Here is a 23,342-nt window from a genome sequence, read left to right as displayed (position 1 = left end):
GTGGGCCGCCGAAGCGGCCCGACATCGGGTTGGTCAGGGGTGGCGAATGCCGGCGGTCAGGGCGCGAGCCCAGGGCTCCGGAACCTGCTCCAGGCCGGCGGTCACGATCAGATGGCACAACTGGCCGTACGCGAAGAACTGCTGCACCTGCGCGTCGCTGGCACCGGCCCGATCCTGCACGAAGGTGGCGACCCGCCGGTAGCCGGCCCGCACCGCCTCGGCGATCTCCGGGATGTCCGTGACCGCCTGCGCCTGCACCTGAAAGAGCAGCAGGTCGCGATCGGCGATCAGCTCCGCGTACGCACCACCCATGGCGTCGAGGATCTCCTCCGGACTGTCGCCCGGGGCACGCTCGGCACCCGCCTCGATCGCCTCGGCGATCCGGTCGAAGCACGCTCCGGCCGCCGCCACGAACAACCCGAGCTTGCCGGCGAAAAGCCGGAAGACGTACGCCTCGGAGATGCCGGCGGCGGCGGCCACGGCGGTGACCGGGGTGGCGTGGAAGCCGGCGCGCGCGAACACCGACACCGCGGTGTTCAGGACGGTGACCCGGCGGGCCTCGGCGGTCGATCGCATGTTTGTAAGTGTGCACTCACAAATAAGTGGCGTCAAGTCACCGCTCAGCGGTCAGGGCGCGATGCGCAGCATCCGGATCGCGCTGTCGTCGTAGTCGCTGAAGCGGTACCGGAGGCCGGCGAACGGGCTGCCGGGGAAGTCGCCGGTGATCGTGGCGGTCACCACAGTGCCGGCGGACGTTTCCTCGACGTCGGTGATCTCGTACGACACCAGCGGCACGGCACGGCGCCACTGACGGATGGCCTCGATGCCCCGGTACTCGTTCGACTCGTCCTCGACCACGGCGTCTTCGGCGAACAGAGCGAAGTAGTCCTCGGAGTCGGGCTGGCCGGCGAGCGCGAAGTAGCGGCGAATGATGGCTGGTGTCGCCTGGGTGGCAGTCATGGTCTCGTCTCTCTCCGACGCGTCGCCGAAGACTCGTCGTATGGTTACTTCTGAAACAGAACCTACTAACTTCGACAGTAGCACCTACTCGGGAGGGGGCACGGTTGTGGCCGGAAAGATCCGCTTGGCGGACCGCGAATGTCCGTTGTCCAGTGCGCTGGGCCACGTTGGCGAGTGGTGGACGCTGCTGATCCTGCACGACGCCTTCGACGGCTACACCCGGTTCGATCAGTTCCAGGCCAACCTCGGCGTCTCGTCCAGCATCCTGACCAGCCGGCTCAGGACCCTCACCGGCCAGGGGCTGCTGGAACGTCGCCGCTACCAGACCAGACCGGACCGCTACGAGTACGTCCTCACCGACCTCGGCCGCAGCCTGCGGCCGGTCATCGTCGCCCTCGCGGCCTGGGGCAACTCACGCCTCGATCCGAGCGAGCGCAGCATGATCCTCGTCGACCGGGCCACCGGGGTGGAGGCCGACCCGGTGATCGTCGACAGCAACACCGGTCGCCCGCTCGACGACGCCACCTTCGTGTTCGCCGCCGGCCCGGCCGCCAGCGAGACCATGCGCAGACGCTACGAGCACATCCCCAACCGGGCGGCCCCGCCGCAGCACTGACCGGCGTGCACTCCGGCGGGCCGACGCGGCCCTGGGGCCTGTTTCATAAGGGCGGTCGAGCCGAGGCGGAGTCCGGGCGGCGATCCGGCAAGGCGCGGTTTCGTCCGGATACAACACCGGTATCCGGACGAAACCGCAACGCCGCCGGTTGTCGTCCGGGTCCGCCGCAGGCCGGCCAGTTCTTATGGAACAGGCCCTAGTGCTGGTGCGGCCGGTTGCGGATGAGGGTGAGCGCGAGCACGGCGGCGACGAGGAAGACGACGCCGTTGATCCGCAGCCCGGCCTGGACACCGGAGGTCAGCGCCTCCGCGATCGCCGCCCGGACCGGGTCGGGCAGTGGCTGGTCGCCGTTGGCCCCGGAGGCCACCGCCGCCTGCACGGCGGTCCGGGTGGGTTCGTCGACCTGGTGTGCGGCGAGTCGACCCGGCAGGTCGCCCACCATCGTGGTGGTGAGGAGCGTGCCGAGCAGGGACGAGCCGAGCACCGAACCGACCTGGCGCGCCGCGTTGACCGCCCCGGAGGCCATCCCGGCCTGGGCGGGCGCGACGCTGGCCAGGGCCGCCGCGGTCGCCGGGGCCACCACCAGAGCGCTGGCCCCGCCGAACAACGCGAACAACGCCCAGCGGTGACCGAACGGCGTGGTCGGCCCCTGGTTCGCCAGCGCGAAGCTGGCCACCGCGCCGAGGACCAGGCCGAGGGTCAACGGCGCCTTGAATCCGGTACGACGAATCGCCCGCCCGGCACCGAAGGCGACCAGCACGTAGACGCCGAAGAGCACCAGCAGTCGCCAGCCGGTGTCCAGCGGGCTGAGCGCCTGGGCGCGCTCGTGGAAGAGGACCAGCAGGATCGACACGCCGGTGAAACCGAACAGCGACACCGCACCGACGACCATGACAGCGCTGAACGACGCGGACCGGAACAGCCGTACGTCGAGCATCGGCGCGCTGGTCCGCAGCTCGACCAGCACGAACGCGACAAGTGCGACGGCCGCGACGACCCAGGCCGTCGACACCACGGGGCTGGTGTAGCCGACCTTGCCGCCCTGGATCAGCGCGTACACGGCGGCCGCGATGGCGACGGTGCCCAGCAGCAGGCCGGGCACGTCGAGCCGGGCGGCGCTCGGCCGGGACTCGGCCACCCCGACGAGGGCGACGACGAGAGTGATCAGGCCCAGCGCGATCGTCGACAGGTAGACGCTGTGCCACTGGTAGTGCTGCAGCAGGGCGCCGGCGATCAGTGGGCCGATCGCGAGCCCGATGCCGGACGCCGCCGACCACGCGGTGATCACCTCGGTCCTTCGGTGCGGGTCGGTGAAGGTCGCGCCGAGAATCGCCAGGCTGTTCGGCAGGATCAGGGCCCCACCGAGGCCGGCGACGAACTGCCCGACGATCACCCACGCGACGGTCGGGGCGCCGGCCACGACGGCGGCGCCGACGATCATCGCGACGACCCCGGCGCTGAACATGCGCTTACGCCCGTAGCGGCTGCCCAGGGTGGCCGCGGAGAGCACGACGCTCGCCACCATCAGGGTGTAGGCACTGGGGATCCAGACCAGTGTGGTCGGGTCGACGCGCAGGTCCCGCTGGATCGTGGTCAGCGCGGAGACCGTCGCGGTGATCTGTAGGAACGTGATCATCGCGCCGAGACAGGTGGCGATCAGGGTCACCGCGCGGGAGCCGCGGAAGGAGGAGCGGGCGGTGGCCGACCGGCCGGCCGCCACTGCGGGCGGGGTCGCTCCGGGCGGGGTCGGGGCCGTGGTGCTGGTGGTCACGGAAGATCCTTCAGGCCGATGGTCTGACTTGCGTCTGCTGAAGTCAGCGCGCCCAAGTGAAGCACCTGGCTATCCCCATCGCAAGTCAGGTAGGCTGGATCTCATGAACGACCTCCGAGACGATCGCGATGCCTGGACGAGCGAGAACTGCTCGGTGGCCCGGGCGATGGACGTCGTGGGCAGCAGGTCGACGGTCCTGATCATGCGCGAGGCCCTGCTCGGTACGCGCCGTTTCGACGACTTCGTCCGCCGGGTCGGCGTCGGCGAGCCCGCCATGGCCGCCCGACTCAAGGAGATGGTCGCCGCCGACCTGCTCGAACGAATCCCCTACCGCGAGCCCGGGCAGCGCACCCGCCACGAGTACCAACTCACCAGCAAGGGGCGCGCACTCCTGCCGGTCATCACCGCGCTGCGCAACTGGGGCGACACCTGGGCCGCCACCGACACCGGCCCGTCGGTCATCGCCACCCACCACGACTGCGGCGAACCGATCCGCGCGGTGCTCCGCTGCGCCGCCGGTCACGACGTCGCGGACGGCGACATCGACATCACCGCCGGCCCGGGTCTCGTCCGGCGCGACTGACACCCACGGCCGGACCGGTGCCGCCGCGACACCCCGTCAGCCCGCAGCGGCCCGGCCGGATCGCCGTGGGCCGCAAAGCCGCTGTTTCAGGGTGTCGCCAGCCGCCAGGCGCGGACCAGTGTTGGCACATCGGGGTACCGGGCGGCGGGTGCCTGCCGCGTTGCTCGTTCCACGACCCGGCGCTGGTCGCTGCTCCCCCGCCACCTCCGTGGTGAGTTCCGACGGTTGCCGTGTGCACCCCGTCCGTTCGCTGGCGAGTCGAGCAGGTGGTGCAGGGCGCGGCCGAGCGCGTGCACGGTGGTCCGATCGTCGATGACCGCGCCGCGGGCGAACTCCTCCGGTGCCATGTAGCGACGTGAACCGGGCAGCCGATCCGCCGCGAGCACGAACGGGCCGGGGCGGTACTCGTCGAGGTCGATCAGCCGCATCCGGCTGGCGTCGAAGTCGTACAGGAAGCAACCGTCGTAGAGGTCGACCGCGACGAGGCCGGCGGCGCTGACGGCCAGGTGAGCGTCGAGGATCGCGTCGAGCGCCGCCTCGACCTGCGGGACCGGCAGGTGCTGGAATCGCGCCAGCGCACTGCGGTCCGCGCCATGAACGGTGGCGTGGTTCAGGACGCTGCCGTCGTACCAGGGGTAGACGAGTGTCGGACCTGCCGCGCCGCGGATCGTCCACGTGGGACGCACGATCGTCGGGTGACGGACTGCGGCGTGCACCGCGCAGGCCCGGTCGAGGGACGCGCGGCCCTCGGCTGTGGTGGCCGCCTTGACGAACCAGCGGCGGCCCGCCTCCTCGACCCCGTAGGACAGGCAGCCGGAGCCCTGGGCGTCGAAGACCACGAAAGCCGAGTCGACGGGCGGCACGGGCAACCGACCAAATGGCACAGATCCCCCAAGTCGGCGTTCCTCAATGACGCGCAAAGTACCCGTTGTGTTACGAGCTTGTTTCCAAGATGACGGCCAGGTTACGAGTGCTTCTCGATGATCGGTACCGATCCTAGGTTTCGGCCACCGTCATCAGTCGTGGCGGCCGGCACCGAACGTGGAGGCAACGACGTGCCACAACCGAACACCCATCGGACCGGACGGGCCAGGCACGGGGTCAGCATGCTGGCCGCCGTGGCGCTGACCGCGGCCGGCTTGACCAGCCTGCCCGTCAGCGCCACCGCCGCGCCGGCAAGCAGTGGACCGACCGCCCGCTACCTCGTTCAGCTCGCCGAGGAGCCACTGGCCACCTATACCGGCGGGGTTCCCGGGATCGCCGCCACCAAGCCGGCCGACGGCGCGAAGCTGAACCGTACGTCCGGGAACGCCAACGCGTACCGGGACCACCTACGCCAGCAGCGCACGTCGGTGCTGGACCGGGTCGGCGTGCCCGCCGAGCGAACCCGCGTCACCATGGAGACCGCGTTCAACGGCTTCGCCGCCGACCTGACCGGGCCGCAGGCCGCCCGGCTGCGCGCCACCAAGGGTGTCCGCGCCGTGTACGAGAGCCGGAAGGTGCACGCGACGACCTCGCACACCCCTGACTACCTGGGCCTGACCGGCAAGGGCGGGGTGTGGAACAAGGAGTTCGGCGGCGACCCCCACGCGGGTGAGGGTGTCATCATCGGAGTCATCGACAGCGGCTACTGGCCGGAGAGCGCGAGCTTCGCGCCGTTGCCCAGCCCTCGCCCCGACCAGGCCGTCATCGACGCCAAGTGGAAGGGCACCTGCGACGTCGGCGTCGAAGCACCGGTCACCTGCAACAACAAGGTGATCGGTGCCCGCTGGTACAACGACAGCGGCATCGCCGACGCATTCCCGGACGACTACTCCTCGCCGCGCGACCGCAACGGCCACGGCACCCACACCGCCAGCACCGCCGCCGGCCTGCACGGCGTGCGGGCGACATCGGGCAACCAGGACCTGGGCCTGATCTCCGGCATGGCGCCGGCCGCGCGGTTGGCGATCTACAAGGCGCTGTACGACAACGGTGCGGGCGGCGCGACCGGCACCGACATCGACATCGTGCACGCCATCGACGACGCGGTCGCCGACGGTGTCGACGTGATCAACTACTCGATCGGTGACGACACCGAGCAGTTCGGCGCCGTCGACGCGACGTTCTTCAACGCCGCCGCCGCCGGAGTGTTCGTCGCCGCCGCAGCCGGTAACTCCGGGCCGTTCGCCAACACCGTCGACAACTCGACGCCGTGGCTGACCACTGTGGCCGCGAGCACCACCGACCGGCAGAACACCCGCACGCTCACCCTCGGCGACGGCACCACCATCGCCGGTGTGGGCATGGGCGAGACCGGTGTCGGTCCGGCCCGGCTGGTCTTCGCGAAGGACAGCGCAGTCCACCCGGACGGCGCCTACGGCGCGGGCCTCTGCGCCGACGACACGTTGGACCCGGCCAAGGTCAAGGGCGCGATCGTGCTCTGCCTGCGCGGCGAGATCCCGCGTACCGACAAGAGCATCGAGGTGGCACGGGCCGGCGGGATCGGCATGGTGCTGTACAACGAAGAGCTGAACTCCCTGAACGCCGACGTGCAGGCCGTGCCGACAGTGCACATCAACGAGGTCGACCTGGCCACCGTCACCGCGTACGTCGCCAAGGGCAACGCCACGGCGACCATCTCGCCGAGCAAGCTGGAGACGGTCGAGGCTCCCGCCGTCGCCGCGTTCTCCTCGGCGGGCCCGTCGAACCTGAACGCCGGTGAGCTGCTCAAGCCGGACATCAGCGCGCCCGGCCAGGACATCGTCGCCGCGTTCTCCCCGTCCATCGGCGGCAACGACTTCGCCCTGGAGTCGGGCACCTCGATGGCCGCGCCGCACATCGCCGGTATCGCCGCGCTGCTGCTGGCCAAGCACCCCGACTGGTCGCCAGCTGCGGTCCGCTCGGCGCTGATGACCAGCGCCGTCGACAAGACCGACAAGGGCAACCCGATCAAGATCGGCACGTACGACGCCACTCCCATGAACTACGGCGCCGGTCAGGTGGAGCCGGGCAGCGCCTTCGACCCGGGTCTGGTCTACGACTCCAACCAGCAGGACTGGATCAAGTACCTGTGCGGGGTCTCCGCCGACCGGGGCGGCGACTACGGACTCGGCGACCTGGACGGCTGCGACACGATCGGTGCGATCGACACCGCCCAGCTCAACTACCCGTCGATCTCGCTGGGCCGGATGGTCGGCAAGCAGAGCGTGACCCGTACGGTCACCAACGTCAGCGACAAGACCAGCACCTACACCGCGTCGGTGCAGGCGCCGCCCGGCTACAAGGTCACTGTCACCCCGAAGAAGATGCAGATCCGCCCCGGCCACAGCGCCCGCTTCACCGTCGAGGTCACCAACACCGGCGGTGCGTTCGACACCTGGGCCGACGGCTCGCTGACCTGGCGCGACCAGTTCAAGCACGAGGTACGCAGCCCGCTGGTCGTGCACAACTCCGGGCTGGTCGCCCCCGACGCCATCACCGGCAAGGGCACCTTCGGCAGCGTCCGGATCGCCGCCGAGGCCGGCTACAAGGGTCAGCTGATCTCCCAGCTGTCCGGCCTGACCTCGGGTACCAGCACCACCGTGACCCTGAAGGGCGACGGGCCGAGCTGGGACTGGAGCACGACGAACAACCTGCCGGTGCCGCTGCCCGCGTCGATCAGCCGCACCACCCTGCACGTCCCGGCCGGCACCCGCAGCCCGGAGATCCACGTGACGTCGGCACGGCCCACCTGCTCCCACATCGACTGGGAGGACGAGGAGGGCGTGATGGAGTGCACCGAGTTCAGCCTCAACGTCTACGACAGGTCCGGGAAGTTCGTCACCGCCACGGCCAGCACCCGGATCGGCGCGAAGGTCGCCCTGCCCGACGGTGCCGGTGACTACATCGTGGTCGTCGAGCAGGAGTTCACCGAGAACATCAAGGACGAGGCCAACGCGTACACCATCACCAGCTACCTGCCGGGCGCGCCGGGCACCGCCACCGGCCGGTTCACCATCGACCCGAAGCAGCGCAGCGTGCAGCCGGGCGCGACGGCGAACCTGACACTGCGCTGGTCCGGTCTCGCCCCGGGGCAGCGTTACGTCGGGGTGTTGGAGTTCCGCAACGGTGACGGCTCGCTGAAGACCGTGCCGGTCACCGTCCAGTCCTGACCCCGCTCCCCCGACCCGGCGGATCGGCGTGTGACTCAGGTCACCGCCGGTCCGCCGGATGACCGGCGGGAACCGCAGAGGTGATCTGCTCGCCCCACGGTGATCGACGGCGGCGCGGACAAGACCCGGGGCGGCGGGAGCCCAACTCCCGTCCGCCCCGAACGTCTGCGCGGGCCCGTCGAGTTCGTCGGCCGAACGGCGGAACTGGCCCGGTTACGCCGGCTCGTCGCCACCCCGCCCTGCCTGATCCTGCTCGAAGGCGAGGCCGGCATCGGCAAGAGTCGGCTCGTCGCCGAGTTGCTCGCCGAACTCCCCGGGCGGCACCTCGTCGGCGAGTGCGACGACGTGCCCGAGCCCTTCCCGCTCGGCGTGCTGCTGGACGCGATCCGGGGCAGCACCGAGCGACCCGGCCCACTCAGCCCGGTGGCCGGCGCCCTCACGCCACTGCTGCCCGAACTCGCCGACGTCCTGCCGGACGCGCCGCCCCCGTTGACCGACCCGGCGGCCGAGCGTCATCGCCTGTTCCGCGCCGTCGCGGCGGTGCTCGCCGCGCTGAGCCCGGCCACCCTCCTGCTCGAGGATCTGCACTGGGCGGACCCGGCGACCTGCGAACTCCTCGCGTACCTGAGCACCCACCCCGTCGACGGGTTGGCCGTGCTGATGACCGCGCGGACGGCGACGCCGGGGAGCAGCACGCCAATCCACGACGCCCTGGCGCGGACACCTCCGTGGAGCGTCACGCGCGTCGCGCTCAGCCCGCTGGACGCCGATGACGTACGCCGGCTGGCGGCGCGCACCCTGCGGCTCGACGACCCGCCGCAGCAGCTGATCACCGCCCTGCTCGACCGCACCGCCGGTATCCCGTTCGTGGTCGAGGAGGTGCTGCGTACGCTCGCCGAGCGGGGCGGCGACCCGTTGGCCGACGACAGTGTCCCGTTCGTCCTCCGTGACGTCCTGCTCTGGCGGCTGCGCCCGCTCGACGAGGCCACCCGGGAGGTGCTCGGCGCGGCGGCCGTACTGGGCATGACGCCCGATCAGCGCATCCTCGCCGCGGTGCTCAGCCTGGACCGGGTGGCGATCGGCGCGGCGTTGACCGCCGCACACCGGGCGGGACTGCTGCACGACGCCGGGGACGGCCTGCGGTTCCGCCACGACCTGGCCCGACAGGTGGTCTACGACCTGGTGCCCCGGGAGAGCCGGGAGTGGCTGCACCTGCGGGTCGCGCGGGTGTTGGAGCAGGAACTGCCGAAGCCGGTGGCCCTGCTGGCGCACCACTACCGTCGGGCCGGCAGCGGGGCCGACTTCGTCCGCAACGCCGAGGCGGCCGCCGACCTGGCCACCGAACGCGGCGACGACGCGACGGCCGCCAGCTTCCTGCTCCAGACGATGGACGTCGCCGAGCTCCCCCGACCGGTACGGGTTCGGCTCGCCGCAAAGCTGGGCCGGTCGGCCATCGACGGGCTCAGCCAGGCCGAGGCGATCCCGGTGCTGGAACGGCTGCTCGCCGACCGACGGCTGCCGCCCGGCGCCCGAGGGGAGCTGGGCCTGGTGCTGGGTCGGATGCTGCGCCAGCAGGGCGAGGCGCTGCGCGGGTACACCGAGATCGAGCGTGCCGTGCCGTACCTGCGTGCGCCGCGCCGCAAGGCCCCGGCGCTCGCGGTGCTGGCGGCCCCCGACACCGTCGTGGGCCGGCACGTCGACGACCACCTGGCCCGCTGCACGGAGGCGGAAGCCGCCGCGGTGGCCAGCGGGGATCCGGGGTCGCACCTCGCGGTCCGCATCGCCCGGGCCTCGCTGCTGCTGGAGTTGGGCGACCCGGCGGCCTGGGCGATCATCACGGAGCTGCGTGCGTCCGCCGAGCTGGCCGATCGGCCGCGCGAACACGCCCGCGCCTGCCTCAACTGGGCGCAGGGCGCGCTGCACGCCGGTCATCCCGAGCAGGCCGAAGCGCTGCTGGCGGCCGGCCGGGCGCTGGTCGACGAGACCGGGTACGAGCGGCTGGCGTCCCTGGTGGAGGCGACCCAGTTGTCACTGGACCGGGCCGCCGGCCGGCTGGACGGGCTCGCCGAACGGCTGAGCCGGCTGGTCACCAGCGCCGAGCGGATGCCGGTCACCCTGCTGGACGCGCGAGCCGAACTGGCCACCGTGCTGGCGCTCACCGCCACCGCCGCGAACGCCGGCACCGCGAACGCCGGCACCGCGAACGGCGACAGCGCGAACGCCGGCACCGCGAACGGCGACAGCGCGAACGCCGGCGGCGCGAACGCCGGCACCGCCGCCGGCCTGGGCGACAGGACCGGCGGGCTGGACGAGGTGACGGTGGCCGAACGGGCGCTGCGGGAGGTGGTGGCCGACGCCCGCCGCGTCGGTGCGATCTGGCCGCTGGTGCAGACGCTGTCGGCGCTGGCCCGGCTGGCCCTGACCCGGCAGCCGGACGAGGCCGTCCGGCACGCGACGGAGGCACTGTCGGTGGTACGCGGAAAGGGCATCCTGGCGTGGGCCGCGGACGCGGTGCTGGTGCTGGCCGAGGCCGCAGCCGCGCAGGGCGAACCGGCGCGGGCCGCGGCGGCCGTCGCCGAACTGGAAGCCGGGATCACCGGCCGGGACACGCCGCTGGCCCGGACCGCCCTACGCCGCTGCCGGGAACTCGTCCCGGCCTGAGCCGGGGCGGGCCGTCGACCGACGGCCCGCCCCGTGGATCACAGGACGACCTGGTGCACCCGGTCGTCCACGCCGCGTACCGCCAGCCAGGCGCTGCCGTTGGCACCGGCGGCGGCCCCGGGCGCGCCCCGGAACGCGTCGGTGGCGAACTCACCGCGTCGGAACCAGCCGCCCCAGGCACCGTCGGCCAGGTTGCGCTGCCAGAGCCGGTTGTCGGCGGCCAGCGAGAACAGGTAGACCCGACCGGAGGTGGCGAGCAGGGTCGGGCTGCCGCTGGTGGTGCCGCCCAGGTTGGTCCAGGCCGACCAGGTGGTGCCGGTCCGGCTGCTCCACCACACCTCGTCGGTACGACTCCGGACGGCCACGTGCAGCACGCCGGCGTCGTCGACGACCGCGCTCGGCCGACCGTAGAACGGCCGGTTCCCGGGAGCCCCCACACCGGTCCAGCCGGCGCCCGGCGTACGCGTCCAGAGCTTGCCGTCGGCGCCACGGGCGACAAGCGTCCACTGCGTCGGGCTGGTCCACGCAACCGTCGGAGCGTCGGTCAGCGTGCCACCGAGGCGCCGCCACGGCCCCCACGTACCGGCGACGTAACTGCGCTGCCAGGCGGCGTTGTCGGTGCCCCGGACGAAGACGTCGATCCGCCCGTCGGCGGAGCCGTACGCCGCCGGCTGGCCGAGGATCCGGCCGCCGACCGGGCCGCCGAGTGAGGTCCACCGGCTTCCCCACGTCGTACCGGAACGGGTGTTGACCGCCAGTGCGCCCTGCGCGTCGCGGACGAAGGCGGTGGCGTGCGTGTCGTCCACCCGGACCAGCGCGGGGCTGGCGCTGGCGGTGCCGCCGAGGTCGGCGCCGGCGACCTGGTCGGTGCCGGTCAGGCCGAGCATTGCCACACCGTGCGCCGGCACCTCGACGGTGTACGAGCCGGTGAACGGCTGCACGCCCGGGGTGCCCGGCTGGGCGTCCACCATGGAGCGGGACCACAAGTCACGGACCCGAACCGACCCGCCGAGGGCGACGTCGGCGAAGTTCACGGTGATCTGCTGGGCGGTGTCGTGCCGGTTGAGCAGCGCGACGGCCCGTTTGCCGGAGCCGGCGAGCACCTTGCTCCAGACCTGCGCGTCGGTGCCGGTGTCGGCGACCTTGACGCCCTGCCGCACCAGCGGGTCCTGGTCCACGGCGATGATCTCCGGGTTGGTCAGCGCCGAGATCATCTCCTGTGGCAGGCCACGCGGGTCGGAGCCGATCACCAGCGGCGCGGCCATGATGGCCCACATGCCGAGCTGCGTCTTGGACTCCTCCAGGCTCAACTCGTAGCCGCCGTCGGGCAGCGGGCGCATCGGCAGCAGGTAGTCCGGGTCGTTGTAGTGCCCCGGGCCGGTGGCCGCCGGGTGGTACGCGTTGACGTCCATGTTGCGCAGCACCCACGGGAACGCCCACTGCGGCGTCGGGTCGGTGAGCCCCACGTCGGTGTACGTCCGCCAGGAGTCGGCGATGGTGGGCGCGTACGTGTAGCTCCAGGTGGAGAGCTGCTCCGGGGTGTACGGGCCGCCGCCCCAGTCCGAGCTGACCGGGTTGCAGATGTTGAGCAGCATCGGTCGGGGCGACTGGCGTACCGCCTCGGCCAGCTCCCGGAAGGTGGCCTCCGGGTCGAGGCCGGCGGCCCGGCCGCAGAGCCAGTCGGCCTTGAGCGCGTCGAAGCCCCAGCCGGCGAACTGGGCGATGTCCGCCTGGTAGTGGCCGTTGCTGCCGAGCCCGCACTGCCCCGGCAGGTACGGGCCGGCGTCGGTGTAGATGCCGGCCTTCATTCCCCTGCTGTGGATGTACGCGGCCAGCGCCGCCATTCCGCCGGGGAAGCGGGCCGGGTCGGCGACGAGCTGTCCGGCCTGGTTGCGCGGGGTGGGGGCGGCCCAGTTGCCGTCGATCCAGACGTAGGTGTAGCCGGCGTCGCGCAGGCCACTGTGGACCATGTAGTCGGTGACCGACCGTACTTCGGCCTCGGTGGGATCGCCACCGAGGCCGAAGTAGGTGTTCCAGCCCTGGTAGGGCGTGGGGGCGAGGCCACTGTTGAAGAAGGTCGGCGCGCCCTGGTCCTCCGCGTCGGTGGCCGCCGGGGCGTGACCGGGGCGGCCGGGACCGTGGCCGGCCTTCGGAGGGTCGGTGCGGGGTGGGCCGGCCATCGCCGGCACGGGGCTGGCCAGGCCCAGGCCGAGCACGGCCAGGGCAGCGGTCAGCTGTCGGTTCAGGCGCATGGAGGTACTCCTGTCCCTCGGGGGTGGGGGTGGTGGTGGTGCTCCGAGCTCAGTCGCGGGTCAACACGATGAGGTCGGCGTCGTGGGTAGCGCTCCACTCCACGGGCAGGCCCGCGGCGGTGAGGTGGCTGCCGGAGTAGTGCCGATCGCCGTGCGAGTAACGGGCCGCCGGGTCGAGGCCGCGCAGCGGCAACCGGACCGGGCGCGACGGGAGCAGTCCGGCGCCGTCGAGCCGGCCGGTGTGCCAGGCCAGGACGACCACCCGGCTCTCGCCCGGCGCGGTGTACTGCACCGCGCAGCGGGCCTGCTCGGGGCCACCGATCAGGTGCACCTCGCCGTGCGTGATGACGTCCCGGATCTCCTTGTAGCGGGCGATCCAGCCGGCCGCCTCGGCCCGCTCGGCGGGGGTCCATGCCCGGATGTCCGCGCCGATGCCGAGCACACCGGCCATCGCCAGGACGAACCGGAACGCCAGAGTCCGCGGGCGCGGGTCGAACAGGCCGGGCGCGTCGGTGACCCAGGAGCTGAGCAGGTGCGGGGCGTTGGCGTGCAGGAAGCCGTGCTGGATGGCCAGCCGGTCCAGCGGGCCGGTGTTGTCGCTGGGCCAGAAGACGTCGGCCCGGGCGGCCATCGCCAGGTCGGTGCGCGCGCCCCCGCCGGCGCACGCCTCGATGAGCACACCGGGATGGTCGCGGCGCAACCGTTCGTAGATCCGGTGCAGGTTGGCGACGTGCGCGCCGTCCAGGTCGAGTGGGCCCAGCCCGCCGGGCCGACCCGGTTCGGTACGCGGCCGGTTGAAGTCCCACTTCAGGTAGTCGATGTCGTACCGGCGCAGCAGACCGTCGACTGTGGAGTGGACGAACTCGGCGACCTCCGGCCGACCCAGGTCGAGCAGGTACTGGTTGCGGACCGGGGTGAGCGGTCGGCCGTCGACGGAGTAGACCCAGTCCGGGTGCTCGGCGTACAGGGACGACTTCGGGTTGACGCACTCCGGCTCGACCCAGAGGCCGAAGTTCAGCCCGAGGGCGCGGACGTCGGCGATGAACGTGTCGAACCCGGCCGGGAACTTCACCGGGTCGGGTGTCCAGTCGCCCAGCCCGGCGGTGTCGTCGTCGCGGCCCACGAACCAGCCGTCGTCCACCACGAAGGTCTCCACACCCAACTCGGCCGCGATCCGGGCGAGCGCGAGCTGGCTCTGCGCCTCGACGGCGAAGTAGGTCGCCTCCCAGGAGTTGTAGAGCACCGGACGCGGCCTGAGCCGTTCCCCGGCCAGCAGCCGCTGGTGGGTGTGCCAGACCCGGGCCAGCCCGTCCAGGCCGTCCGGGCTGTACGCACCGGTCGCCACCGGCAGGGTCAGCCGCTCACCGGGAGCCAGCTCCAACGGGCCGTCGACGAGCTGACGGCCGATCCGGACCCGGGTCAGGCCGCCGGTGTCCCGCTCGGCGCTGATCTCCCACGAACCGGTCCAGGCCAGCGCCATCCCCCAGGCCGGGCCGGCCGGCTCGGCGGTGTCGCGCACCGCCAGCCAGGGCACGTGCAGGTGCCCGGGTACGCCCTGGGAGCTGCCGATGCTGAAGGTGCCGTGGCCCAGCTCGACGTGGGAGAGCTGGAACTCCTGCGCCCACTGCCCCCACTGGTGGCTGAGCAGCGCGCCGTGCGGCGTGGGTACGCAGAACCCACCCGAACCGGCCCGGATGACCCGCAGCGAGTCGCTGCCGTCGTTGGCCAGCTCGACCCACCGCTGCACCACGTCGGTGCCGACCGGCATCCGGTAGTGCACTGTGGCGCGCAGCCCGGTGACCGGGTCGGCGAACTCGACGGCCAGCTCCCGCTGGTCGGCGTCGATCCGCGCGTCGGTGTGCACCAAACCCACCCGCCGCTGCCCCTTCGCGGTCTCGATCACCAGGTCGGGGCCGGTGAACGGGCGGTCGGCGTCGGTGGCGTACTCGATGGGAGTCGCGTCCCCGGCGGTGAGGAACGGGACCGGTCCCGCGTAGCCGACCGGCGAGGGCCCGTCGGAGACGCCGTGCGGTCCCCAGGCGACAAGTTCCAGCCAGCGACCGTGCGCCGGCACCCGCACTGTGTACTCGGTGTGCGTGCCGCGCAACGTCCAGCGCTGCCCGGCCTCGGCGGTCACTTGACCGCTCCGATCGCCAGGCCGGAGACGAAGTGCCGCTGGAAGCGGAGGAACACCGCGACGGTGGGGACGGCAGCGATGACGGTACCGGCGGCGATGACGTTCCAGGACGACACGAACTGCCCCTGCAGGGCGAGCAGCGCCGGGGTGACCGGCATGTTGTCGTCGGTCCGCAGCACGGTGATCGCCCAGAGCAGGTCGTTGAAGATCCAGGTGAAGGAGAGCGCCCCGAGAGCCGCCAACGCGGGGCGGGTCAGCGGCAGCATCACCCTGGTGAAGATCTGCGCCGTGCCGGCCCCGTCGATGGTGGCCGCCTCCTGGATCTCGCCCGGCAGGTCCCGCATGAAGCCGTGCAGGACGAACGTGTAGAAGCCGAGCCCGAAGCCGACCTGCACCGCGATCAACGCCCAGAGCGTGTCGTACAGGCCGGTCAGCTCGCTGAACTTGGCCACCGGAATGAGCAGGATCTGCGGTGGCAGCAGGTTGCCGGCGAGCATCAGCAGCAGGATGGTCCGCCGGCCGGGGATCCGGAACCGGCTCAGCGCGAACGCGGCCATCGCGGCCAGCGCGAGGCTCAACGCCACCGACGGGACGGTGACGAGCATGCTGTTGATCAGGGCGCGCAGTTCGCCGCCGTCGGTCCACGCCTGCCGGTAGGTGTCCAGTGTGAACGAGCGGGGCAGGCTGCCCACGCCGTGCGCGGCGATGTCGTCGAACGACCGGGTGGACATCACCACCACCCAGAGCACCGGACCCAGCCAGAGCAGCGAGAGCAGGATCATGCCGGTGTGGAAGGCCCCGGTACGGAGCTTGTTCATCACGCTTCCTCCCGGAACGCGCGCACCAGGTAGCCGAGGATGACGGCCAGCGCGAGCACGAAGATCACAACCGCGATCGCCGAGGCGTAGCCCAGCCGCAGGCTCTGGAACGCGGTTGAGTACATGTAGGTGCTGAGCAGCTCCGACGAGTGGTACGGCCCGCCCTTGGTCAGCGACCAGACGATGTCGAACGAGCGCAGCGAGTCGATCACGATGACCGACAGCACCACCGCGTTGACCCCCTTGAGCTGGGGGATGGTGACGTGCCGCAGCCGCTGCCACGAGTTCGCGCCGTCCATCCGGGCCGCCTCGTGCAGCGCCGGGTCGATCGCCTTCAGCCCGGCCAGGAACAGCACCATCACGTACCCGATCTGGCGCCACAGCGCGGGCAGGATCACCGCGTACAGGGCCGTCTGCGGGTCGGCGAGCCAGGGCCTGATCAGGCTCTCCAGGCCCACCGCCCGCAGCAGCGTGTCGGCGATGCCGTCGGGCTGGTAGAAGACCCGCCAGACCAGCGCGGTCACCACCAGCGAGAACACCACAGGGGTGAACAGCGCGGCCCGGTAGAACCCGACACCGCGCCGCTCCTTCTGCAGGACCAGCGCCATACCGAAGCCACCCAGCACGGAGAGGCCGCCGAAGAGCACCAGCCAGATCACCGTGTTGACCAGCGCACCCCGGAAGGTGGCGTCGCCGGCCAGCTCGACGTAGTTGTCGGTGCCGACGAAGGTCGGCGGGGTCATCCCGTCCCAGCGGGTGAGGGAGAACCAGAAACCCTGGAGCGCCGGCCAGAACACCCAGATGCTCTCGACCACGAACGGCACCAGGACGAACGCCACCAGCAGCGGCGACAGTCGGGCCGACCGTCGCCGCCGCCGGGTGGGGGTGACCGACGTCGTGGAGATCGTTGCTGTCACGTCAGCCCTTGAAGACCTTCTCGGCGCTGGCCTGCCACTCCCGCAGGATCGCGTCGATCTGGTCCGGCTTGTCGATGAACTTGGTCAGGGCGGTGTCGGCGGTCGGCTGGAGCGCGTCGCTGGAGTCGCGGTTGAAGAACTGGGTCAGCTCCTTGGCCTCGTTCAGCATCGCCTTGCCCTTGGCCACCAGCGGGGAGTCCGACGCCTTGGCCCTGGGGTTGGCCGGCAGCACGATGCCGGAGCTGGCCTTGACGTACGCCTCCTGGGCCTCGACCCCGGCCAGGTAGCTGAGCAGGGCCTTGGTGCCGGTCGGGTTGGCGGTCTTCGCGCTGGCGAAGAAGCCGTCGGTCGGCGCCTCCTCGGCCAGTGGCACCGCCGGGTCGATGATCGGGAACCGGAAGAAGTCCAGGTCACCGAGCGCGTCCTTGGGTGCCGCGTCGGCGAAGAACGTGCCGATCAGGAACATTCCGGTCTTGCCGGCCAGCAGCGCGGTGGTCGCCTCCTGGAACGGGTACGCCTTGCCCTTGGGGTCGAAGTAGGGCAGGGCCTCGCGCCAGCGGGTGAAGACCGCCTTGACCTTCGGGTCGTCGAAGCGCTGCTTGCCGGCGAGCAGCTCGCGGTGGAACGGCGCGCCGTTGATCCGGATGTTGAGGTAGTCGAACCAGGCCGAGGCCACCCACGGGGTGTCGCCGAGGCCGATGCCGATGGGCGGGATGCCCTTGCTCTTCAACGTCTCGCAGAGGGCCAGGAACTCGGTCCAGTTCTTCGGCTCCTGCACGCCCCACTTGGCGAAGTTGGACTTGCGGTAGAAGAAGCCCCACCAGTAGTTGTTCATCGGCACGAAGATCTGCTTGCCGCTGGCGTCGGTGGAGAGGGTGCGCAGCGACTGGGGGTAGTCGTCCAGCGACTTCCAGACCTCGGAGACGTCCAGCAGCAGGTTCTTGCTGGCGTAGTCGTTGGCGACCGAGCCCGCGTACCAGGTGTAGAGGTCCGGCGGGTTGGCCGAGGTCAGGTAGGTCGGCAGCTGGGTCCGGAAGGTCTCCGAGGCGATCGTGTTGAGGCTCGCCGTGCCCTTGCCCTGTCCGTTGAAGGTCTCGATCAGCTTCTCCATCGCGGCCTTGGCCTGCGGCGAGGAGAGGTTCGACTGGATGGTGACCGCGCCCGAGCCGGTGCTCGTCGTCGGCCCGCTGGCGGAGCTGGCGCACGCGCTGAGGAACGAGCTGGCGCCGAGCGCGCCCAGGCCGGCGAGCCCGAGGTGGCCAAGGAATCGCCGGCGACCGGGGTCGAAGTCGCTCACGGAGGTATCCCTTCCTTTACGACACGTAGCGTTACGGCGCGATGTGTCGTCCATGTGAATGCTGTGACGAGAAGGTTGCATCGACCCTCGCCGGCTGTCAAGATATCTTCGTAATTAATGATTAGACGAGACCAAGGGCAGGGGTCAGGTGGATCAGCCTATGCGCCGACTTGATGGCAAGAACGCGCTGGTCACCGGCGCTATGGGCGGGATCGGCGCGGCCATCGCCCGACGGCTCGCCGCCGAGGGGGCAGCGGTCGCCCTGCTCGACGTGGCAGACACCGCCCCGCTGGCCGAGGAATTGACGGCGCGAGGCGACCGAGCACTGTCCGTAGTGGGCGATGTCAGCGACGAGGCTGACTGGACGGCCGCCGTGAACGCCGTACGGGACCGGTTCGGCCCAGTGGACATCCTGGTCAGCACCGCGTACGCCGTGCAGGTCGCTCCGGCCCACGAAACCAGCCGACAGTCCTGGGACCACCAGCTCGGCGTCAGCCTCACCGGCTCGTTCCTCGGCGTCCGCGCCTGCCTGGACGACCTGCGGGCCCGCTCGGGCGCGGTGGTGCTGATCTCCTCGGTGCACGCGCTGGTCGGGTTGCCCGGCCGGCCCGCGTACGCCGCCGCCAAGGGTGGCCTGGTCGCGCTCGGCCGCCAACTCGCCGTGGAGTACGGCCCGCAGGTCCGGGTCAACACCGTGCTGCCCGGGCCGATCCTCACCGCCGCCTGGGCCGACGTGTCCGAAGAGGACCAGCAGCGCAGCGTGGCGGAAACCGTCGCGAAGCGTTTCGGCACACCGGACGAGGTGGCCGCGGCGGTCGCGTTCCTCGCCTCGCCGGACGCCGCCTACATCACCGGCGCGAGCCTCGTGGTGGACGGTGGCTGGACAGCGGTGAAAGCCTCGGCCTGAGAGATCGATACCGACCAGCGAAAAGGCCAGGAGCATTGGCACAGTACGCACGCCGCGGCGTCCACGGGCAGACCGTCGAAGCGATCGCCCGTCGCATCCTCACCGGCGAGATCCCCGCCGGGGCGACCCTGAACATCGTCGCGTTGCAGGAGGAGTTCGACGTCAGCCTCACCGCGCTCCGCGAGGCGCTGAAGGTCCTCTCGGCCAAGGGCATCGTCGACGCCCGACAGAAGCGCGGCACCTTCGTCCGGCCCCGGGCCGACTGGAACCTGCTCGACGGCGACGTGATCCGGTGGCAGTTCGCCGAGGGCACCGACCAGCGGCTGCTCGACCAACTGCACGAGGTGCGCGCCATCATCGAGCCGGCCGCCGCCCGGCTGGCCGCCACCCGCGCCACCGCTGACGACCTGACCGCCCTCGACCGGGCACTGGACGAGATGGCCCAGGCCAACGGCGATCCCGCCGCCGCCATCGCCGCCGACCTCGCCTTCCACCGCGCGCTGCTCACCGCCACACACAACGAGCTGCTGGAACGGATGGAAGTGGTGATGGAGACCGGGCTCGCCGAACGGGACCGGCTGGTGCACGGCGGCACCCCGCACGACGACCCGGTGCCCAGCCACCGCGCGGTGGTCGACGCGCTGCGCGACCGGGACGAGACAGCGGCCGAGACCGCGATGCGTCAGTTGCTGGACAAGGCCGTCCGCGACGTCGAGAAGGTACGGGGACGAAGGGGCAGTCAGTGAAGATCGAGCGGATCGAGACCTTCCTGGTCGCGCCACGGTGGTTGTTCTGCCGGGTGGAGACCGACGACGGGCTGGTCGGGTGGGGTGAGCCCGTGGTGGAGGGCCGCGCCGAGGTGGTGCGCAGCGCGGTCGAGGTGCTCTCCGAATATCTGATCGGCGCGGACCCCCTGCGCGTCGAACAGCACTGGCAGGTGCTCACCAAGGGCGGTTTCTACCGGGGCGGGCCGATCCTCTCCAGCGCGGTCGCCGGCCTCGACCAGGCGCTCTGGGACATCGCCGGGCAGGCGTACGGGGCACCGGTGCACGCACTGCTCGGCGGGCCCGTCCGGGACCGGGTGCGGATCTACTCGTGGATCGGCGGCGACGAGCCCGACGAGGTGGCCGACGCCGCCGCCGCGCAGGTCGCCGCCGGCCTCACCGGAGTCAAGATGAACGCCTGCGGGCGGCTCTCCCCGATCCCCACTTCGGCCGAGGTGGACGCCGTCGTCGGCCGGGTGGCCGCCGCCCGCGAGGTGCTCGGCCCCGACCGGGACATCGCTGTGGACTTCCACGGTCGCGCCGGCATGGCCGCCGTCCGCCGGATCCTGCCCGAACTGGCCGCCCTGCGCCCGCTCTTCGTGGAGGAGCCGGTCCTGCCCGACCAGGCCCACCACCTGCCCGGCATCGTGGCCAGCACGCCGATCCCGGTGGCCACCGGCGAGCGGCTCTACGGTCGGTCCGAGTTCCTCGGCCCGTTGCAGGCCGGGGTCGCCGTGGTCCAACCGGACCTGTCGCACGCCGGTGGGATCTCCGAGGTCCGCCGGATCGCCGCGCTCGCCGAGACGTACGGCGCGCTGCTCGCCCCGCACTGCCCGCTCGGCCCGATCTCCCTGGCGGCCAGCCTCCAGGTGGCCTTCGCGACGCCGAACTTCCTGATCCAGGAGCAGAGCATCGGCATCCACTACAACGCCGGCTCGGAGTTGCTGGACTACCTGGTCGACCCGGAGCCGTTCCGGTTCGTGGACGGACACATCGCCCGCTTCGACCGGCCCGGGTTGGGCATCACCGTCGACGAGGCGGCGGTCCGCAAGGCCGCCCAGACCCCACACGCCTGGCGCAACCCGCTCTGGCAGCACGCCGACGGGTCGTTCGCCGAGTGGTGACCGATGCGCGGCCGGTGCCGCTGCGGGTGGCGTACGACGCGGCGCACGGCGGCCGGTGGACGAGCCTGCGCGGCGGTGACCGGGAGTGGCTCTGGCGCGGCCCGGAACCCGGCCGGCACGAGGTACGCCCCGACGAGGCGTTCGTCGACGCCGGTGGGCTGGAGGAGTGCCTCCCCACCGTGCGCGGCGAGCCCGACCACGGTGAGGTGTGGTCGCGGCCGTGGCGCGACGCGGCCCCGGGCACCGTGGTCATCGAGCGGCCGACGTTCACACTGAGCCGACGGATCACCGACCACGATGGCGTGGTGGTCGCCGACTACCGGCTGGCCGCCGACCCCGGGTACCGGTTCGTCTGGGCCGCGCACGCCCTGCTCGGCCTCTCCCCCGACGCCCGCCTCGACGCGCCCGCCGGCACCCCGACCCGGCTGCACCCGGAGGCCGCCGCGCTGCTGCCGCCGGGCAGTTGGCCCGTCGGCGACCCGTGGTTGACCGGGCCGTGGCCGGCCCCGGCCGGGCTGACGCTGGACACGTTCGGCCCGGACGACGGGACAGCGCTCGGCGCGGTGCTGCTCGACTGCCCACGGGTCCAGGTGATCGACGGCGCCGACCGGCTGACCCTTGAGCTGGAGTGCGTCGACCAACCCCACAGCACGGCCCTCTGGCGCAACCTGGGCGGCTGGCCGGCCGACGCCCCCTACCGCAGCCTCGGCGTCGAACCGATGCTCGGCGGCACCTTCGACCTGGCCGACGCCGGCCCGTCCGACGCGGCGGTGGTTCCCGCCGCCGGCGAGGTCACCTGGCGACTCACCATCTCCGCCCACCGCACCCACTGAGGACACCGTGATGAACCTGCTCGACGAGCTGCGTACCCATCGGTTGCTGGCCATCGTGCGCGGCCCGGACCCGGCCGCCGCGCTGACCGCCGTGCTCACCCTGGCCGATACCGGCGTCGCCCTGATCGAGGTCTCGCTCACCAGCACCGACGCGCTCGGCGTCATCCGCCGCGCCCGGGCCGCCCTCGGGCCGGACTACGGCCTCGGCGCGGGCACCGTGCTCAGCGCCGAGGACGCCCGCGCGGCGGCCGACGCGGGCGCCGGCTTCCTGGTCACCCCGGCGATCGCCGCGAGCCTCGCCGAGGGCGGCCGGCTCGGGCTGCCGGTGCTCGCCGGCGCCCTCACCCCCACCGAGGTGGTGCAGGCCACCGACGGCGGGGCCACCGCGATCAAGCTCTTTCCGGCCTCCCTCGGCGGGCCCGACTACCTCGGCGCGCTGCGCGACCCGTTCCCCGGCACCGCGTTCGTGCCGGTCGGCGGGGTCGACGCGGACGGTGCCCGGCGCTACCTCAACCGGGGTGCGACAGCTGTCGGTGTCGGTTCCCCGCTGCTCGGCGACTCCGTCCGAGGCGGCGACACCACGGCGTTGCGGGAGCGGGCCGCCGCCTTCCTCGCGGCGGTCCAGCCATGACCGACCTGCTCACGCTCGGCGAGACGATGGCGGCGTTCCGCACCACCGGTCCGCTGCGACTGGGCGGCACCGCCGGCATCTCCGTCGCCGGGTCCGAGTCGAACGTGGCGATCGGCCTGGCCCGGCTCGGCCACCGGCCGGCCTGGATCGGGGTCACCGGGGCCGACTCGCCCGGCGAGCTGGTCCGCCGGACGCTGCGCGCCGAGGGCGTCGACCTGACCTGGTCCCGGGTCGACCCGACCGCCCCCACCGGGCTGATCCTCTTCGAGAACCGGGTCGCCGACATCAACCGGGTCACCTACCACCGCGCCGGGTCGGCCGGCTCCCGACTGGGCCCGGCCGACGTGACAGGGGCCTTCGACGCCCCCGGGCCACCACCCCGACTGCTGCACGTCACCGGCATCACCTGCGCGCTCGGCGTCGAGCCGTACCAGGCTGTGGTGGCGGCCGTGCGGCGGGCCCGCGCGGCCGGCAGCACCGTCTGCCTGGACGTCAACCACCGCAACCGGCTCTGGTCGGTCGCCGAGGCCGCCGCCGCGCTGCGCCCGCTGCTGCCCTCGATCGACCTGGTGATCGCCTCCGACGACGAGTTGGCAGTGCTGACCGACGCCACCGACCCGGCCTCGGCGCTCCTCTCGGCCGGTGTCACCGAGGTCGTGGTCAAGCACGGCGGCGACGGGGCGACCAGCCACAGCGCGACCGGCGTCATCCACCGTCCAGCCCGGACGGTGCCGGTGGTGGACACCGTCGGCGCGGGTGACGCCTTCGTCGCCGGGCTGCTCTCCGGCTGGCTCGACGGCCTCGACGCGCCGGCCCGACTGGACCGGGCCGTCACCACCGGCGCGTTCGCGGTCGCCACCAAGGGCGACTGGGAGGGTCTGCCCGACCGGGCCGAGCTGACGCTGCTCGACCACGGCCCCGGCGGTACGGTCCGCTGA

At 72.1% G+C, this 23,342-nt stretch carries 19 protein-coding genes; 10 read left to right on the top strand and 9 right to left on the bottom strand.

Features of this window, described 5'->3' with window-relative positions; all coding sequences use genetic code 11:
• Window positions 1-33: 33 nt before the first annotated feature.
• Together QSK15_RS03565 and QSK15_RS03560 are read right to left on the bottom strand one after the other, a co-directional pair.
• Window positions 34-576, bottom strand: a complete 543-nt coding sequence (locus tag QSK15_RS03565) for a TetR/AcrR family transcriptional regulator (protein WP_285792869.1) — start codon at window positions 574-576, stop codon at window positions 34-36.
• Between the two features lie 51 nt (window positions 577-627).
• The gene (locus QSK15_RS03560; RefSeq protein ID WP_285792868.1) at window positions 628-960 is read right to left on the bottom strand and encodes a nuclear transport factor 2 family protein; all 333 of its coding nucleotides are present in this window, start codon (window positions 958-960) and stop codon (window positions 628-630) included.
• A gap of 145 nt (window positions 961-1,105) precedes the next feature.
• Here QSK15_RS03560 and QSK15_RS03555 point away from each other — a divergent pair, with 145 nt between their 5' ends.
• Window positions 1,106-1,576, top strand: coding sequence for a winged helix-turn-helix transcriptional regulator (locus QSK15_RS03555; RefSeq protein ID WP_285792867.1), 471 nt, complete (start codon window positions 1,106-1,108; stop codon window positions 1,574-1,576).
• A gap of 196 nt (window positions 1,577-1,772) precedes the next feature.
• Here QSK15_RS03555 and QSK15_RS03550 read toward each other — a convergent pair whose 3' ends face one another.
• The gene (locus tag QSK15_RS03550) at window positions 1,773-3,347 is read right to left on the bottom strand and encodes an MFS transporter (protein WP_285792866.1); all 1,575 of its coding nucleotides are present in this window, start codon (window positions 3,345-3,347) and stop codon (window positions 1,773-1,775) included.
• Window positions 3,348-3,450: 103 nt separating this feature from the next.
• Here QSK15_RS03550 and QSK15_RS03545 point away from each other — a divergent pair, with 103 nt between their 5' ends.
• Entirely contained in the window at window positions 3,451-3,930 is a 480-nt protein-coding gene (locus tag QSK15_RS03545; RefSeq protein WP_285792865.1) for a winged helix-turn-helix transcriptional regulator, read from the top strand.
• A gap of 86 nt (window positions 3,931-4,016) precedes the next feature.
• On the opposite strand, the gene QSK15_RS03540 is transcribed toward QSK15_RS03545, so the two are convergent.
• Entirely contained in the window at window positions 4,017-4,793 is a 777-nt protein-coding gene (locus QSK15_RS03540) for a protein kinase family protein (RefSeq protein ID WP_285794321.1), read from the bottom strand.
• Between the two features lie 192 nt (window positions 4,794-4,985).
• Between QSK15_RS03540 and QSK15_RS03535 the strand changes: the two genes are divergently transcribed.
• The gene (locus QSK15_RS03535; protein ID WP_285792864.1) at window positions 4,986-8,063 is read left to right on the top strand and encodes a S8 family serine peptidase; all 3,078 of its coding nucleotides are present in this window, start codon (window positions 4,986-4,988) and stop codon (window positions 8,061-8,063) included.
• A 99-nt stretch (window positions 8,064-8,162) separates the two neighbouring features.
• Window positions 8,163-10,724, top strand: a complete 2,562-nt coding sequence (locus tag QSK15_RS03530) for an ATP-binding protein (RefSeq protein ID WP_285792863.1) — start codon at window positions 8,163-8,165, stop codon at window positions 10,722-10,724.
• Between the two features lie 38 nt (window positions 10,725-10,762).
• On the opposite strand, the gene QSK15_RS03525 is transcribed toward QSK15_RS03530, so the two are convergent.
• The 5 genes from QSK15_RS03525 to QSK15_RS03505 are packed head-to-tail and all read right to left on the bottom strand — an operon-like array spanning window position 10,763 to window position 18,145.
• Entirely contained in the window at window positions 10,763-12,976 is a 2,214-nt protein-coding gene (locus QSK15_RS03525; protein ID WP_285792861.1) for a DUF8189 domain-containing protein, read from the bottom strand.
• A 49-nt stretch (window positions 12,977-13,025) separates the two neighbouring features.
• Entirely contained in the window at window positions 13,026-15,113 is a 2,088-nt protein-coding gene (locus QSK15_RS03520; RefSeq protein WP_285792860.1) for an alpha-galactosidase, read from the bottom strand.
• Entirely contained in the window at window positions 15,110-15,931 is an 822-nt protein-coding gene (locus QSK15_RS03515) for a carbohydrate ABC transporter permease (protein WP_285792859.1), read from the bottom strand. The genes QSK15_RS03520 and QSK15_RS03515 overlap by 4 nt, the downstream gene beginning before the upstream one ends.
• The gene (locus QSK15_RS03510; RefSeq protein WP_285792858.1) at window positions 15,931-16,848 is read right to left on the bottom strand and encodes a carbohydrate ABC transporter permease; all 918 of its coding nucleotides are present in this window, start codon (window positions 16,846-16,848) and stop codon (window positions 15,931-15,933) included. Before QSK15_RS03510 ends, QSK15_RS03515 begins: the two co-directional genes overlap by 1 nt.
• Before the next feature lies 1 nt (window position 16,849).
• The gene (locus tag QSK15_RS03505; RefSeq protein WP_285792857.1) at window positions 16,850-18,145 is read right to left on the bottom strand and encodes an ABC transporter substrate-binding protein; all 1,296 of its coding nucleotides are present in this window, start codon (window positions 18,143-18,145) and stop codon (window positions 16,850-16,852) included.
• A 160-nt stretch (window positions 18,146-18,305) separates the two neighbouring features.
• Between QSK15_RS03505 and QSK15_RS03500 the strand changes: the two genes are divergently transcribed.
• The 6 genes from QSK15_RS03500 to QSK15_RS03475 are packed head-to-tail and all read left to right on the top strand — an operon-like array spanning window position 18,306 to window position 23,342.
• Window positions 18,306-19,052, top strand: a complete 747-nt coding sequence (locus QSK15_RS03500; RefSeq protein WP_285792856.1) for an SDR family NAD(P)-dependent oxidoreductase — start codon at window positions 18,306-18,308, stop codon at window positions 19,050-19,052.
• Window positions 19,053-19,087: 35 nt separating this feature from the next.
• A complete protein-coding gene (locus tag QSK15_RS03495; protein WP_285792855.1) occupies window positions 19,088-19,798 on the top strand; it encodes a FadR/GntR family transcriptional regulator in 711 nt (236 codons plus the stop codon).
• Entirely contained in the window at window positions 19,795-20,940 is a 1,146-nt protein-coding gene (gene dgoD / locus QSK15_RS03490; protein ID WP_285792854.1) for a galactonate dehydratase, read from the top strand. The genes QSK15_RS03495 and dgoD overlap by 4 nt, the downstream gene beginning before the upstream one ends.
• Complete coding sequence (locus QSK15_RS03485; protein WP_285792853.1) at window positions 20,934-21,773, top strand: PDC sensor domain-containing protein; 840 nt, start codon at window positions 20,934-20,936, stop codon at window positions 21,771-21,773. The genes dgoD and QSK15_RS03485 overlap by 7 nt, the downstream gene beginning before the upstream one ends.
• 10 nt (window positions 21,774-21,783) lie before the next feature.
• On the top strand, window positions 21,784-22,404 hold the full coding sequence (locus tag QSK15_RS03480) for a bifunctional 4-hydroxy-2-oxoglutarate aldolase/2-dehydro-3-deoxy-phosphogluconate aldolase (RefSeq protein ID WP_285792852.1): 621 nt from the start codon (window positions 21,784-21,786) through the stop codon (window positions 22,402-22,404).
• Window positions 22,401-23,342: a sugar kinase gene (locus QSK15_RS03475; protein WP_285792851.1), complete on the top strand. Its 942-nt coding sequence runs from the start codon at window positions 22,401-22,403 to the stop codon at window positions 23,340-23,342. Before QSK15_RS03480 ends, QSK15_RS03475 begins: the two co-directional genes overlap by 4 nt.

The organism is Micromonospora sp. NBRC 107095 (assembly GCF_030269705.1).
In the GTDB taxonomy this organism is placed as follows: domain Bacteria; phylum Actinomycetota; class Actinomycetes; order Mycobacteriales; family Micromonosporaceae; genus Micromonospora; species Micromonospora parva.
The sequence above is the reverse complement of the archived record's forward strand: the minus strand, read 5'-3'. Positions and strand labels throughout refer to the sequence as shown.